14 protein-coding genes are annotated in these 13,843 nt (G+C 44.9%); 10 read left to right on the top strand and 4 right to left on the bottom strand.

The window, feature by feature from the left end; translation table 11 throughout:
- Positions 1-11: 11 nt before the first annotated feature.
- The 4 genes from D8791_RS04105 to D8791_RS04090 form a co-directional block, all read right to left on the bottom strand.
- Positions 12-803: a nucleotidyltransferase domain-containing protein gene (locus D8791_RS04105; RefSeq protein WP_125446375.1), complete on the bottom strand. Its 792-nt coding sequence runs from the start codon at positions 801-803 to the stop codon at positions 12-14.
- A 328-nt stretch (positions 804-1,131) separates the two neighbouring features.
- On the bottom strand, positions 1,132-1,542 hold the full coding sequence (locus D8791_RS04100; RefSeq protein WP_125446374.1) for an EVE domain-containing protein: 411 nt from the start codon (positions 1,540-1,542) through the stop codon (positions 1,132-1,134).
- Complete coding sequence (locus D8791_RS04095) at positions 1,535-1,996, bottom strand: MarR family winged helix-turn-helix transcriptional regulator (protein ID WP_125446373.1); 462 nt, start codon at positions 1,994-1,996, stop codon at positions 1,535-1,537. The genes D8791_RS04100 and D8791_RS04095 overlap by 8 nt, the downstream gene beginning before the upstream one ends.
- Before the next feature lie 105 nt (positions 1,997-2,101).
- The gene (locus D8791_RS04090; protein ID WP_185760554.1) at positions 2,102-2,749 is read right to left on the bottom strand and encodes a metal-dependent transcriptional regulator; all 648 of its coding nucleotides are present in this window, start codon (positions 2,747-2,749) and stop codon (positions 2,102-2,104) included.
- Positions 2,750-2,951: 202 nt separating this feature from the next.
- Between D8791_RS04090 and D8791_RS04085 the strand changes: the two genes are divergently transcribed.
- The 10 genes from D8791_RS04085 to D8791_RS04035 all read left to right on the top strand — a co-directional run bounded on the left by D8791_RS04085 (position 2,952) and on the right by D8791_RS04035 (position 13,843).
- Complete coding sequence (locus D8791_RS04085; protein WP_260473504.1) at positions 2,952-4,034, top strand: DUF3114 domain-containing protein; 1,083 nt, start codon at positions 2,952-2,954, stop codon at positions 4,032-4,034.
- Between the two features lie 15 nt (positions 4,035-4,049).
- Positions 4,050-4,877, top strand: a complete 828-nt coding sequence (locus tag D8791_RS04080; RefSeq protein ID WP_125446370.1) for a Cof-type HAD-IIB family hydrolase — start codon at positions 4,050-4,052, stop codon at positions 4,875-4,877.
- Positions 4,878-5,510 carry an SGNH/GDSL hydrolase family protein gene (locus D8791_RS04075; protein WP_125446369.1) on the top strand — a complete coding sequence of 211 codons (633 nt, stop codon included), beginning with the start codon at positions 4,878-4,880 and terminating at the stop codon, positions 5,508-5,510. It abuts the gene before it with no gap.
- Between the two features lie 147 nt (positions 5,511-5,657).
- Positions 5,658-6,053, top strand: coding sequence for a CopY/TcrY family copper transport repressor (locus D8791_RS04070; protein ID WP_045498041.1), 396 nt, complete (start codon positions 5,658-5,660; stop codon positions 6,051-6,053).
- Between the two features lie 18 nt (positions 6,054-6,071).
- Complete coding sequence (locus tag D8791_RS04065; RefSeq protein WP_045498039.1) at positions 6,072-6,443, top strand: cupredoxin domain-containing protein; 372 nt, start codon at positions 6,072-6,074, stop codon at positions 6,441-6,443.
- A gap of 10 nt (positions 6,444-6,453) precedes the next feature.
- The gene (locus D8791_RS04060) at positions 6,454-8,676 is read left to right on the top strand and encodes a heavy metal translocating P-type ATPase (RefSeq protein WP_125446368.1); all 2,223 of its coding nucleotides are present in this window, start codon (positions 6,454-6,456) and stop codon (positions 8,674-8,676) included.
- 350 nt (positions 8,677-9,026) lie between these two features.
- Positions 9,027-10,802, top strand: a complete 1,776-nt coding sequence (spxB, locus tag D8791_RS04055) for a pyruvate oxidase (protein ID WP_000191806.1) — start codon at positions 9,027-9,029, stop codon at positions 10,800-10,802.
- Between the two features lie 168 nt (positions 10,803-10,970).
- A complete protein-coding gene (locus D8791_RS04050) occupies positions 10,971-11,231 on the top strand; it encodes a SemiSWEET family transporter (RefSeq protein ID WP_001291471.1) in 261 nt (86 codons plus the stop codon).
- A gap of 227 nt (positions 11,232-11,458) precedes the next feature.
- Positions 11,459-12,898: a 6-phospho-beta-glucosidase gene (locus D8791_RS04045; protein WP_125446367.1), complete on the top strand. Its 1,440-nt coding sequence runs from the start codon at positions 11,459-11,461 to the stop codon at positions 12,896-12,898.
- Positions 12,899-13,162: 264 nt separating this feature from the next.
- On the top strand, positions 13,163-13,843 hold the full coding sequence (locus tag D8791_RS04035) for a response regulator transcription factor (RefSeq protein WP_125446366.1): 681 nt from the start codon (positions 13,163-13,165) through the stop codon (positions 13,841-13,843).

Raw genomic sequence — 13,843 nt, 5'->3', positions numbered from 1 at the left:
CTGTTGAAATTCTAAATAGATGCTTCAATCAAGTGCTTAAGATTGTCTAGGAGGCTATCCAAGGCTAGGACCGCTTTCTGTTGCTGGTCTGGCTGGTAGAGATGTTGGAAGTAGTCTTGGATATTGGCTTCAAAATCCCGAGGCAGGCGGGAGCAATTTTCTTTGGCATACTGGAGCATGCGCTTTTCGCCTGGATGGAGCTGCTCATTGAGGGCAAAGAGGGCATCAAAGTAGGAGGCGAAAAACTCGCTGCTGCGGTGATTGATACTGAGCAGGTCTTGGCGCTTGAGGGCCTTTTTGATCTGTCTTGAAAAAGCTGGCATCGCTTGGTCGAGGAGCAGGAGCTGCTTGCTGATGATATTCTTTTTCAGCTCAGCTGGATAGGGCAGGCTGTACTTGCTCTGGAGGGTAGCGTAGCGACCGTTTCGATCGTAGAGAATCTTGCTGTGAACCAGATTGTACCACATACAGGTAGTGTAAGAATTCTGGGCTTGGTGCTCTAAAACGACGGTCTGCAGGTCTTGGTCAAAGTCGTCCAACGAGCGGTAAATCAGCTCAATCTCGATCCCATTATTGAGAACACAGTCGTCTTCCAGTTCCCAAAATTGATTGCCAATTTCCATATAGGAGCAGTACTTGCTGAGGATTTCCTGGCGGATGGCTGGCTCGAGAGGAGCACTCAGGTAAACATAGACATCATAGTCTGAGTCTTGGTCAAAATGTTGGCCGGCCCGTGAGCCTCCGAGAGCCAGAGATTCCACTTGCTCCAGCTGGGCTAATTCTTTAAAGAGATTTTGTGGCATAATCTTGTCCTTCTTATTTTTTTTGACATCATTCTAGCAAAAAGTGAAAAGGTTTGCAAGGGGGTAAATGGGATCTTTTCTTTCTTTTAAAAAAACTTGATGAAGTGGAAGTGTCTAGAGTATTATTTTGATCAGAAAAGCCTTGGTCTTTCTAGGAGGTTTGTGATGTGACTTGGTTGTTTTCTATACATCTTTCTATTGATTTAGTTTATACTTCTTAGTGCAGGTAGATAGGATTTTTCCTAAAAACTCCATAATTCCTGCTAAAACAATTATAGAGCATATGACATCGGATACGAAAAATAGGAGGTCGGGATGTCCCAGCCTCCTATTCTTCCTTCATCTGTTCAAAGATATAGAGAAAAAATTCTTTCGAAACTTCAAAATGTCCATAACGTAGTTGAGAAGCGTATTGACGCCATTGAGGATGCTGGCGGACTTGTTCAATGGGGCAGTCTTTGACCGGCTGGTAGTAGCTGACATCTCGCCGAAATGGGACAAAGCCTTCAAACATCTCTACTTGATAAGCTGTGTCATCTAGAATCTTGCCAACTGCTGTAAAGGCCTGCAGCTTTTCCTGGCCGTTCAGCTGATACTTGGGGCTGTAGTACAGAAGATAGTCCCCTTTTTTCATTCGGTTCAGCGGTGCTTTCTTTCCATGGCAGACTTGGCAAAAGCCTCCCTCTACACCTCTTAGGACGTGTTCTTTTGACACGACACCAATCCAAAATCTAGTCATTTTCTGCCTCCAGTGCTATTAAGAGTTGGTTTAATATTTCTGTTTTATTTCCTAATTTTCCAAAGAATGCCTGATCAATGCTTTCTACTAGAGGAAGAGCTCGGTTGACTTTTTGCAGCCCCATATCTGTTAGAAGTATGATGTTGGCGCGGCTGTCCTTGGGATGGACTTCCCGCCTGATCAATTCTTTCTTAACCAAGAGGCGGATGATTTGGGATACGGTCATGACATCCATGTCAGAAAATCGGGCAATATCGGTCTGACTAACCCATTCTTGCTGACGCAGAAGCGCTGCAAGAGTGGTCAGAACGACAAACTGAGGATGGGTCAAATCGATCGTTTTCAGTTCGTTTTTTATCAGCCCATGCCACTTGTGGTAGGCACGGATAAAGAGCAGACCGGTTGATTTTTTGTATTCATCCCTATAGATGGAGTTAAACTGAGATTTTTCCATTAGCTTTTCCTCTGGATATTTTGTAAGTATACTTATTATAGTTCGACGTTTTATTTTTGTCAATAAAAAACCAGTTTAGACTAAAAAGTCTGAACTGGATCCTGTTTATAGTTTTTCTACATAAATCTGTTGGGCAATCATAGGGCTAACTTGGATTGCTTGGCCGTCCACTTCTAGTTGATAGAGCTGGCTGTAGTCGTCATACTGGAGGAAATTGATTTCTTGGTCTATGTTCAGATTGTGCTTTTCCAAATAAGCCAAAAGCTCAAAGTCGTCGTGGACACGGCGGATGAGGTAGCTACCAGGCTCCTGAGCGGAGGCCAAAGTTTGATGGTATTTTTCTTTTAGCAGCTGGTGTTTGGCTGGGATTGTGCCACCGTGAGGGCAGGTCTCAGGGAAATCCAGCATTTTTTCCAAGCCTGCGACAAAGCGCTCAGAAACGGTATGTTCTAGAATTTCGGCTTCCTGATGGATTTCGTCCGTGGTGTAGCCCAGCTTTTGGACCAAGAACACCTCAATTAATCGGTGCTTGCGGTAGAGGTCAGAGACCAGTTGCAGGCCTAGGTCAGTTAGCAGATAGCCTGCCTTTTTGTCCTTGATTAGGAATTCTTCAGCCAGCATTTTCTTCATCATCTCCGTCACAGCTGGCGGGGAAACCTGCATGTGCTGGGCGATTTCCTTATTGGTGATTTTCTCCTGGCGCGTGCCAATCTCGTAAATACATTTTAAATAGTCTTCTTTATTTGGCGTCATCTTTTGTCCTCGTTGTTTTCCTAAGACTAGTATAGCAAAAAATGCTGAAAGAATACAATTCGAGGCCGAAAGTTCCTTTGTACGTTGACTTTTAGCTAAAATTTTGGCATATTTAGAGATAAATAGGAGAGGTTTCAAGGCTGCATGAACCTGCTAGCGGAATCCTAAACGGTGCTGAAGAAATTTCATATGATGGATGTGGATGGTGATGGAAGTAGAAATCGAGCAATACCGCCTAAAATTACAAGCGCTCGGCTGGTCTCAAGCTGCTCTTGACAAAGTTTTTCTAGCAGAAATGGCGTCATTGCCGCATGAATCAGCTCGCCAAGGTCTTTTTGAGGAGGCCCTTATATTTGGCAGTCCGCTCTTTCAGAAGCTATGGTCTTTTGAATGTCGAGCAGTCCAGCCCCAGCAAGCTGAGCAATTGTTAGAGCTAGCTATGTTGTATATGGACATGCCTGACGAACTGAGTGGGGAAGCAGCAGAAATCACCAAACTGCTCTCGCGCATGCATCCGAACTTATCGCCACACGCTCCCTTTTGGCACCAGTTTTCTCAAACGATTCGGCAGGCTTTTTCTCCAGCAGACTTTATTGCAGACAGTGGCAATCAAAGGTTAAAAGGTCAGTTGCACCAGTTTCGCTACGTCATTTCCAGTCAGCAGGCCCAGTGGGTCAGACAGCATTTTCGTAAGCCGGGGATGATAGACGGCCAGGCTCTTGTAGCCTATTTTCAGGCGCATCCTGACCTAGACTGCCAGCTCTGGGAATCTTCGCGGCTGCACAATAAAGCCTTTGTCGATAAGGGCAAGGTGCTCTACCCAGACCATCAGCCCTATCAGGCCAATATCAAGATTCTCCATCGTTTCCATACCGAGTTTATTCTGGATAGGGAAGGGAAGTTTCTCAATATCCTAGATCCAGAAAAGAGCAGTCAAAATGGGCTGGTCAACGGAGCTAGTTTTAATTATGGGGAGCAGCCCTCCCTGTTCAATCATCATTCCCATTATTACTACGATGTCAAAAGTCCAGCCAAGTGGGATCCCCAGTTTCGCAGGCTGGCGATCCGAAATGGCGGGCAAGCCTTCAAAGCCCCTCAGAATAGTCGCGGCTTGGCTGGTTACCATACGGCTAAGAGTTGCTATGCGCTTGCGGGGAAAAGCGTTAAAAGTCAAGTTGATGCCCAAGTAAAAGATTTTGAAAAATCATTAGTCGAAAAGTTAAAAGGGAAAGATTATTTCAAATATTTATGGAATAAAGTGAAAAATAAATATCTGAGATTATAGAAATGAGGTGGAAAGATGCCAATTAAAATGATCGCTACGGATATGGACGGTACTCTTTTGGACCCGAGAGGAGAGCTGGATTTGCCACGCCTGACAGCAGTTTTAGACCAGCTGGAGGAGCGGAACATTAAGTTTGTCATTGCGACGGGCAATGAAATCCAACGAATGCGCTTATTGTTGGGCGATTTGACAGAGCGTATGACCCTGATCGTCGCCAACGGCGCTCGAATCTTTGAAAAGAATGAAATGTTGCTGGGCACTTTCTGGCATCCTAATTTGATTGCGGACACGCTGGCTTATTTTCAGGGTCAAGAACGAGAGGTGCATCTGGTGGTCACTTCTACTAAAGGTGGTTTTGTTCAGGACGGTACGGATTTTCCGATGATTAGCAAGATTATGACAGAAGAAATGGCGGTTCATTTCTACAAACGAATGAATTTCGTGCCTAATCTGCAAGAGCATCCGTTTGAAGAAGTCCTGAAGATGAGCGTTATGGTCGATGAAGCGCAAGCAGCAGAGATTACGCAGCAGATCAATACAGCATTTGCTGGACGATTGAGTGCTGTGACCAGCGGTTATGGCGCGATTGACATTATCCAAGAAGGTCTTCACAAGGCTTGGGGGCTTCGTCAGCTCATGGATCGGTGGCAAATCAAAAGCAAGGAAATCATGGCTTTTGGTGACAGCGAGAATGACTTAGAAATGCTAGAATTAGCGGATTTCTCCTATGCTATGGAAAATGGGGATGAGAAGATTAAGCGCATTGCCAGTCGCTTGGCACCAGCCAATGCAGAGGCTGGTGTTTTGCAGGTGATTGAGCAATACTTAGAAAAAGGAGTCTAAATGGCAGTTCAACTATTAGAACAGTGGCTTTTGAATGAGCAGGCAAAGATCCAGAAAAATTATCGGGACCTGAATCAGCTTGCGGTCAAAGAGCCAGCGATTATTTTTATCGGTGATTCGATTGTGGAATATTTCCCACTGCATGAGCTAATGCAAAGCCCTAAAACCTTGGTCAATCGTGGCATTCGTGGCTACAAGACTGATTTGCTTTTAGAAAACTTGGATGCCCATCTCTTTGGGCAGGCTCTGGACAAGGTCTTTCTCTCGATTGGAACCAACGACATTGGCAAGGAGATGCCTCAGGCTGAGACGCTGGCCAATCTGGAAGCGGTTGTTCAGGAGATTTCCCGCGACTATCCTCTGGCTCAGATCCAGTTGCTGTCCGTCCTGCCTGTGAATGAGCAGGAGCAGTATAAAGGAACGGTTTATATCCGAACGAACGAGAAAATCCAAGCCCTCAATCGTGCCTACCAAGAATTGGCCCAAGCCTACTACCAGGTCAGCTATGTCGATGTGTATTCGTCTTTATTGGATGAAGTGGGGCAGTTAGCAGAAGCCTATACGACAGATGGCCTCCATCTAAGTGTGGCCGGGTATCGCATCCTAGCCCAAGCTCTGCAGGAAACGTTATAGAGATAAAAATAGGGAGTGAAAAAAGCCCAACCAGACAAATCTTCAAAGGAAGATTTGTTTTTTTTAAACTTTTGGTTGACAAATGTAAATCTTAGGAGTAGAATAACATCATAAGGTTTACAAATGTAGATTTAGAAAGGAGAGGTCATGCAAATTTCCAATGCGGAATGGCGCATCATGAAGATTATCTGGATGGAAGGCAAGCAGACCAGCACGGATTTGATCGCAGTCTTGTCCGAGCGCTTTGACTGGTCGAAGTCGACGATCAAGACTCTCTTGACCCGCTTGGTGGAGAAAGGATGTTTGACTAGAGAAAAATCAGGCAAAGCCTTTGTTTACTCGGCTTTGTTAAAGCAGGACCAGAGTTTAGACTTGGTCGTTGAGGATGTGAAAGACAAGGTTTGCTCCAAAAGGATTGTCCAGGTGCTTGAAAACTTGATTCAGGCGAGTGACTTTACGCTTGCAGATCTTAATCAGCTGCAGCAGGTCCTGGAAGAAAAGAAAGCAGAGGCTGTCGAAACAGTCCCTTGCAATTGTATGTAATAGAAAGAAGGAAATTCCATGTTTGGATTGTTGATTAGTATTGTTTGTTTACTTGTGGTTGCTTTTATTGCTTGGTGGTTCTTTGCAGAGCATGAAAAGGTAAGCGGCCACGCTCGTCAGAAATCAGGTTATCAAGAAATTGAAGTCGAAGTCATGGGGGGCTATTCGCCTGAAACCATTGTCCTGAAAAAGAATGTTCCAGCCCGGATCATCTTTCATCGCAAGGATCCATCTTCATGTCTGGCTCAAGTGATCTTTCCAGATTTTGGCGTTCATGAAGATTTGCCTTTAGGTGAAAAACATGTCATTGAAATTACGCCAGAAAAAGCGGGCGAATATGGGTATTCATGTGGAATGAACATGATGCATGGTCACATGATTGTGGAATAAAGGAGTAGGTATGGTAGAAAAACAAAAAGCAGTTGTGGAAAACGGAGTGCAAAAGATCCGTATTACAGCAGAAAAAGGCTATAGTCCAAAGGAATTTCAACTTCAAAAAGGGATCCCTGCTGAAATCACCTTCCATCGGGTCAATCCTTCCGGCTGTTACAAGGAAATTCTGTTTGAAGATCAGGGGATTTTAGAGCCTTTGGAAGTCGGTGTGGATAAGGTGATATCCTTTACCCCGACAGAAACAGGGGACTTCGAGTTTTCATGTGGAATGAAGATGCAAAAGGGTTCTTACACGGTTGTGGAAAAACGCCGTCGTGTCTTAAGTTTACTGGGTCGCTTTTGGATTACTAGTATCTTTACTCTTCCCTTATTGATCTTGATGATCGGGATGATGGCAGGATTTGTATCCCATCCAGTCAGTCGCTGGGGGACTTTTCTAGCGACAACGCCGATCATGTTGGTAGCAGGAGTTCCTTTTATCAAGAGTGCCTGGGCCTCATTTAAGAAGCACCATTCCAATATGGATACCTTGGTAGCTCTTGGAACCCTGGTAGCCTATGTCTATAGTGTATTTGCACTCTTTACTGGTCAACCGGTATACTTTGAAAGTGCGGGCTTTATCCTCTTCTTTGTCCTCTTAGGACAAGTCTTTGAGGAACGGATGCGTAACAATGCCTCCGAGGCTGTGGAAAAGTTGTTGGATTTGCAGGCAAAAACGGCTCAAGTTCTCCGTGATGGGAACTATGTCGAGGTGGCGGCAGAAGATATCCAAATTGATGACTTGATTCGGGTCCGTCCTGGGGAAAAGATCGCGGTTGATGGGACGATTGTAGAAGGAAGTACGACCATTGATGAGTCGATGGTGACAGGTGAAAGCTTGCCTGTGGAAAAATCAGTTGGTGATGCAGTTATCGGCTCCACTATCAACAGCAATGGGACCATTCTCTTTAAGGCTGAAAAAGTCGGTAGTGAGACCCTCTTATCTCAAATTGTGGACTTTGTCAAAATGGCCCAATCCAGTCGTGCTCCTATTCAAGATTTGACGGATAAGATTTCAGGTATCTTTGTTCCAGTGGTGACGATTTTGGCCATTGCGACCTTCTGGGTTTGGTCCGTGCTTCTGGGCGCGTCGCTTCAAGAGGCCATGCTCTATGCAGTCTCTGTCCTCATTATTGCCTGTCCTTGTGCCCTTGGTTTAGCAACCCCAACAGCCCTGATGGTCGGAACCGGCCGTAGTGCCAAGATGGGGGTTCTGATTAAAAATGGAACAGTTCTTCAAGAAGTGCAAAAGATTCAAACCGTTGTGTTTGATAAGACAGGGACTATTACCATTGGCCAACCACTTGTAACCGATGTTGTAGGAGATGAAGCGCGTGTCTTGACACTGGCTGCTAGTCTTGAAACTTTTTCAGAACATCCACTAGCCCAAGCGGTGTTATCCCAAGCAGAAGAAAAAGGTTTGGTGTTATCCCCTGTGGAAAACTTCCAAGCGATTGAAGGAAAAGGGGTCCAAGGTCAGATCGACCAGCAGTTGGTGACCTTGGGAAATGGCAAACTTCATGACGGGACAGCGATGGATCCGGAGCTTGAAAAACGGATGGTAGAGTTGCAAGAGCAGGCCAAAACAGTGATCAGTTTGTCTGTGGATGGGCAAGTGATTGGCTTGATTGCCATTCAAGATGCTCCGAAGACCAGCTCAAAAGAAGCGGTCAAAAAGCTCAAAGAACGGGGCTTGAAAACGGTCATGTTAACGGGGGATAATGAACGGGTGGCCCAAGCTATTGCTAAGCAAGTGGGAATTGACACCGTCATTGCTGATGTCCTTCCTCAAGAAAAAGCTAGCGCCATCCAAAAACTGCAAGAAGCTAGCAAGGTCGCCTTTGTTGGAGATGGGATCAATGATGCTCCAGCTCTCTCGATCGCGGATGTGGGGATCGCTATGGGATCTGGAACGGATATTGCGATCGAGTCCGGTGGCATCGTGCTCACGCAAAATGATTTACTTGGCGTTGTGCGCGCCTTTGACATGAGTCAAAAGACCTTCCGCAGGATCTTACTCAATCTCTTCTGGGCCTCTATCTACAATATCCTTGGGATTCCAATTGCTGCTGGAGTCTTTGTAGGACTGGGATTGACCCTCAATCCAGAACTAGCAGGTCTTGCTATGGCCCTTAGTTCTTTGTCTGTTTTGACTAGCTCGCTGCTTCTCAATGTTGAGAAAATTGATTAAATGAAATAAAAAGTGATACAGAATTTTGTATCGCTTTTTGTTTAATTTCCTACAGCTACAAGTCTTAGAGGTGCATGCAAATTATAATAAAATATCCTATTCTACTATAATTTGTGAAATTTTCTCAAAAAAGAGCATCTGTTATGTAATAGGGATTGAGTATCTCTGAGCAGATTCTTATACATGTGAATCTCTTTGTGATAAATTAATACTGTAATCGTTTTGTAAATCGTTTTCATGAGAAATGTCAGAAAAAACTCATTTTCAAAACGAAACCTGATCGCAAAGATGGAGTAGAAGCGCTATGCTACATTTTTAAAGGATCAATATAGATTTAAAGGAGAGTTAGAATGACTCAAGGGAAAATTACTGCATCTGCAGCAATGCTCAACGTATTGAAGACATGGGGCGTAGATACTATCTACGGTATCCCATCAGGAACACTCAGCTCACTCATGGATGCTTTGGCTGAAGACAAAGATATCCGCTTCTTGCAAGTTCGCCACGAAGAAACAGGTGCTCTTGCTGCGGTGATGCAAGCTAAATTCGGCGGCTCAATCGGGGTTGCAGTTGGTTCAGGTGGTCCAGGTGCGACTCACTTGATTAACGGTGTTTACGATGCAGCTATGGACAACACTCCATTCCTTGCTATCCTTGGATCACGTCCAGTCAACGAACTCAACATGGATGCCTTCCAAGAGCTTAACCAAAACCCAATGTACAACGGTATCGCTGTATACAACAAACGTGTAGCTTATGCTGAGCAATTGCCAAAAGTTATTGACGAAGCTTGCCGTGCTGCAGTTTCTAAAAAAGGTCCAGCCGTTGTTGAAATTCCAGTGAACTTCGGTTTCCAAGAAATCGACGAAAATTCATACTACGGTTCAGGTTCATACGAACGTTCATTTATCGCTCCTGCTTTGAACGAAGTTGAAATCGACAAAGCGGTTGAAATCTTGAACAATGCTGAGCGTCCAGTTATCTACGCTGGTTACGGTGGTGTTAAAGCTGGTGAAGTGATCACTGAATTGTCACGTAAAATCAAAGCTCCAATCATCACAACGGGTAAAAACTTTGAAGCTTTCGAATGGAACTACGAAGGTTTGACAGGTTCAGCTTACCGTGTTGGTTGGAAACCAGCCAACGAAGTGGTCTTTGAAGCAGACACTGTTCTGTTCCTTGGCTCAAACTTCCCATTTGCTGAAGTTTACGAAGCCTTCAAGAACACTGAAAAATTCATCCAAGTAGATATCGACCCTTACAAACTTGGTAAACGCCATGCCCTTGACGCTTCTATCCTTGGTGATGCAGGTCAAGCAGCTAAAGCAATCCTTGATAAAGTAAACCCAGTTGAGTCTACTCCATGGTGGCGTGCAAACGTGAAGAACAACCAAAACTGGCGTGATTACATGAACAAACTCGAAGGTAAAACTGAGGGTGAATTGCAATTGTATCAAGTTTACAATGCAATCAACAAACATGCTGATCAAGACGCTATCTATTCAATCGACGTAGGTGACACTACTCAAACATCTACTCGTCACCTTCACATGACACCTAAGAACATGTGGCGTACATCTCCACTCTTTGCGACAATGGGTATTGCCCTTCCTGGTGGTATCGCTGCTAAGAAAGACAATCCAGATCGCCAAGTATGGAACATCATGGGTGACGGTGCATTCAACATGTGCTACCCAGACGTTATCACAAACGTTCAATACGACCTTCCAGTTATCAACGTTGTCTTCTCAAATGGTAAATATGCCTTCATCAAGGACAAATACGAAGACACAAACAAACACTTGTTTGGTTGTGACTTCCCTAATGCTGACTATGCGAAAATCGCTGAAGCGCAAGGTGCTGTTGGATTTACAGTTGACCGTATCGAAGACATCGATGCAGTTGTTGCAGAAGCTGTTAAATTGAACAAAGAAGGTAAAACTGTTGTCATCGATGCTCACATTACTCAACACCGTCCACTTCCAGTAGAAGTACTTGAATTGGATCCAAAACTTCACTCAGAAGAAGCAATCAAAGCCTTCAAGGAAAAATACGAAGCAGAAGAACTCGTACCATTCCGTCTCTTCTTGGAAGAAGAAGGGTTGCAATCACGCGCAATTAAATAATTCCTTTGTGGAACTTAAAAAGATCGGAGCAGTCCGGTCTTTTTCTTTGTCCTCTTACTTATCACAAGATTGTGATAGTTTACATCTTCATAACAAAGGGATAAAAGGGCTTGATTGTTTTGGACTATCGTTATAAAATATAACCGAAAAATGAAAGAGGTATTAAAAATGTCTGAAAAACAAATGAAAATTTTGGGATGGGTTGCAACCTTTATGTCCGTAATGATGTATGTGTCCTATTTTCCACAAATCATGAACAACCTAGCGGGCCAAAAAGGGAATTTTATCCAGCCGCTCGTTGCAGCAATTAATTGTAGCCTTTGGGTCTACTACGGCTTGTTCAAAAAAGAAAGAGATATTCCGCTTGCCGCTGCTAATGCACCGGGAATCATTTTTGGACTAGTGACGGCCATCACGGCTTTGATTTAAGAGGAATAAGAGAAGACTGGTTTTCAGTCTTCTTTTTTGTTTTTAGAGAGACCATTGCTTTCATTTGAGAAGCCGATTTCTTTAAAAAACCGAACCCTGAAAATTTGTCGAATAAAACAAAATAGTAGAATAGTATCATTATTTAGCAGTATTTCACAAGTAAAGGTCTGGATATTGGAGTATAATATAAGTAAATGAAGTAGTAAAATAAGAAAGTGAGTAGAGATATGACTGAAAAACTGACTTTTCCGGATGGATTTTTGTGGGGCGGAGCGACAGCTGCCAACCAGTGCGAAGGCGCTTATGATGCGGACGGTCGCGGGCTGGCCAATGTAGATGTGGTGCCGATTGGTGAGGACCGTCTGGCCATCATCACGGGTAAGAAAAAGATGTTTAACTTTGAGGAAGGCTATTTCTACCCAGCTAAGGAAGCTATTGACATGTACCATCGCTTCAAGGAGGACATTGCCCTCTTTGGTGAGATGGGTTTTAAGACCTATCGGCTGTCCATTGCTTGGAGCCGCATTTTCCCTAAGGGGGATGAGCTGGAGCCCAATGAAGCTGGCCTGAAATTTTACGAAGATCTCTTTAAGGAATGCCACAAGTACGGCATTGAGCCCTTGGTGACTATTACTCACTTTGACTGTCCCATGCACTTGATTGAGCAATATGGTGGGTGGCGGAGCCGTAAGATGCTGGAATTTTACGAGCGTCTCTGCCGCACTCTCTTTACCCGCTACAAGGGCTTGGTCAAGTACTGGCTGACCTTCAATGAAATTAACATGATCCTCCATGCACCCTTTATGGGGGCGGGGCTCTGCTTTGAAGAAGGCGAAAATGAAGAGCAGGTCAAGTATCAAGCAGCCCATCATGAGCTGGTCGCGTCAGCCATTGCCACCAAGCTGGCTCATGAGATTGATCCGGAAAATAAGGTCGGCTGTATGCTGGCGGCGGGTCAAAATTATCCTAACACCTGTCATCCACGCGATGTATGGGCTGGTATGGAGGAAGATAGGAAAAACTATTTCTTCATCGACGTGCAGGCGCGTGGTGAATATCCTAACTATGCTAAGAAAGCTTGGGAGCGCGAGGGCATCACTGTCGAAATGACAGAAGAAGACCTGCAGCTGCTTAAGGAGCATACGGTGGACTTCATTTCCTTCTCATACTACTCTAGCCGGGTGGCTTCGGGCGACCCTAAGGTCAATGAGTTGACCGAGGGCAATATCTTTGCTTCTCTCAAGAACCCTTATTTGGAAGCTTCTGAGTGGGGCTGGCAGATCGACCCTCTGGGCTTGCGTATTACGCTTCATACCATCTGGGATCGTTATCAAAAGCCTATGTTTATCGTAGAGAATGGTCTGGGTGCAGTGGATAGTCCGGATGAAAATGGCTATGTGGCTGATGATTACAGGATTGACTACCTGGCGACCCATGTCAAGGCCATGCGGGAAGCCATCAATGAAGACGGCGTGGTGCTGTGGGGTTACACGACTTGGGGCTGTATTGACCTGGTATCAGCCGGCACTGGCGAGATGAAGAAGCGCTATGGATTTATCTATGTGGACCGGGACAATGAAGGCAGGGGAACACTCAAGCGCTCCAAGAAGAAATCCTTTGACTGGTACAAGGAAGTCATCGCAACTAACGGAGCATCTGTCAAATAACATCAAGGAGGCTGGGACAAAAGTCCTAGCCTCTCAATTGTCTTTGGATTGTCGAACAAGACGCAGTGGTTGAGTGGGCTCTATTACGCTGATTTCATCAGCTTTTACAGCCCTACTCAACTGTGCGGAGGTGGGACGACGAAATCGAATTCTAACGAATTACCGATTTCTGTCCCATTCTCTTTCTTTTGCATCGTTTATATTTGATTGACTTGTTGGCTCATCCTTGCTACACTAGTTTTATCAAGCTATTGGAGAATGATAATGGCCAATCTTTTACTAATTGAAGACAACAATGATATTCATGAGATTTTGAAAAATCTCTTTACGCAGGAGCATGTCGTGTTTTCAGCTTATTCTGGGACCGAGGGGCTGCGGATTTTTGCGGAAGAAGAGATTCATCTGGTTCTGCTGGATATTATGCTGCCGGGCAAAAATGGCGATGAAGTGCTGAGGGAAATTCGCAAGACCAGTCAGGTGCCAGTGGTCATGCTGACAGCTCTGGGCGAAAAGAGTCTCGTGAGCCAGTATCTGCTGGACGGTGCCAATGATTATATTGTCAAGCCTTTTAATCTAGACGAAGTGGCAGCGCGTGTCACTGTCCAACTGCGAGGCAGTCAGCAGTCTCAGCCCAAGCCTACTGGGGAGACCTTGATCAAAAACATCCGTCTTTTGCCAGATACCTTTGAAATTGCTTCTGGGAACCAGTCCATGCGGCTAGGGAAAAAGGAATTTCAGATCTTCCAGACCTTACTGGCTCATCCTAAAAAGATTTTTACCAAGGAGGAGCTGTATGAGTCGGTCTGGGAGGAGACCTATCTGCCAGGCGATAATACGCTCAATGCCCATCTCAGCAATCTCCGTAAGAAATTAGCCCAGTTGGATAGTTCGACAGACTATATCGAGACCATTTGGGGTCTGGGCGTGCGGCTCAAGGAGGATTAG

Source organism: Streptococcus cristatus, assembly GCF_003943515.1.
GTDB lineage: Bacteria > Bacillota > Bacilli > Lactobacillales > Streptococcaceae > Streptococcus > Streptococcus cristatus_D.
Note: the sequence above shows the minus strand (reverse complement) of the source record. Positions and strands in the feature narration are given on the sequence as shown.

What these genes read in the sequence shown, in the direction of transcription:
- D8791_RS04080 (WP_125446370.1), top strand. Translation starts at nt 4,050, where the DNA reads ATGCCAATTAAAATGATCGCTACGGATATGGACGGTACTCTTTTGGAC.
- D8791_RS04065 (WP_045498039.1), top strand. Translation starts at nt 6,072, where the DNA reads ATGTTTGGATTGTTGATTAGTATTGTTTGTTTACTTGTGGTTGCTTTT.
- D8791_RS04095 (WP_125446373.1), bottom strand. Translation starts at nt 1,996, where the DNA reads ATGGAAAAATCTCAGTTTAACTCCATCTATAGGGATGAATACAAAAAA.
- D8791_RS04100 (WP_125446374.1), bottom strand. Translation starts at nt 1,542, where the DNA reads ATGACTAGATTTTGGATTGGTGTCGTGTCAAAAGAACACGTCCTAAGA.
- D8791_RS04070 (WP_045498041.1), top strand. Translation starts at nt 5,658, where the DNA reads ATGCAAATTTCCAATGCGGAATGGCGCATCATGAAGATTATCTGGATG.
- D8791_RS04060 (WP_125446368.1), top strand. Translation starts at nt 6,454, where the DNA reads ATGGTAGAAAAACAAAAAGCAGTTGTGGAAAACGGAGTGCAAAAGATC.
- D8791_RS04035 (WP_125446366.1), top strand. Translation starts at nt 13,163, where the DNA reads ATGGCCAATCTTTTACTAATTGAAGACAACAATGATATTCATGAGATT.
- D8791_RS04075 (WP_125446369.1), top strand. Translation starts at nt 4,878, where the DNA reads ATGGCAGTTCAACTATTAGAACAGTGGCTTTTGAATGAGCAGGCAAAG.
- D8791_RS04050 (WP_001291471.1), top strand. Translation starts at nt 10,971, where the DNA reads ATGTCTGAAAAACAAATGAAAATTTTGGGATGGGTTGCAACCTTTATG.
- spxB (WP_000191806.1), top strand. Translation starts at nt 9,027, where the DNA reads ATGACTCAAGGGAAAATTACTGCATCTGCAGCAATGCTCAACGTATTG.
- D8791_RS04085 (WP_260473504.1), top strand. Translation starts at nt 2,952, where the DNA reads ATGGTGATGGAAGTAGAAATCGAGCAATACCGCCTAAAATTACAAGCG.
- D8791_RS04045 (WP_125446367.1), top strand. Translation starts at nt 11,459, where the DNA reads ATGACTGAAAAACTGACTTTTCCGGATGGATTTTTGTGGGGCGGAGCG.
- D8791_RS04090 (WP_185760554.1), bottom strand. Translation starts at nt 2,749, where the DNA reads ATGACGCCAAATAAAGAAGACTATTTAAAATGTATTTACGAGATTGGC.
- D8791_RS04105 (WP_125446375.1), bottom strand. Translation starts at nt 803, where the DNA reads ATGCCACAAAATCTCTTTAAAGAATTAGCCCAGCTGGAGCAAGTGGAA.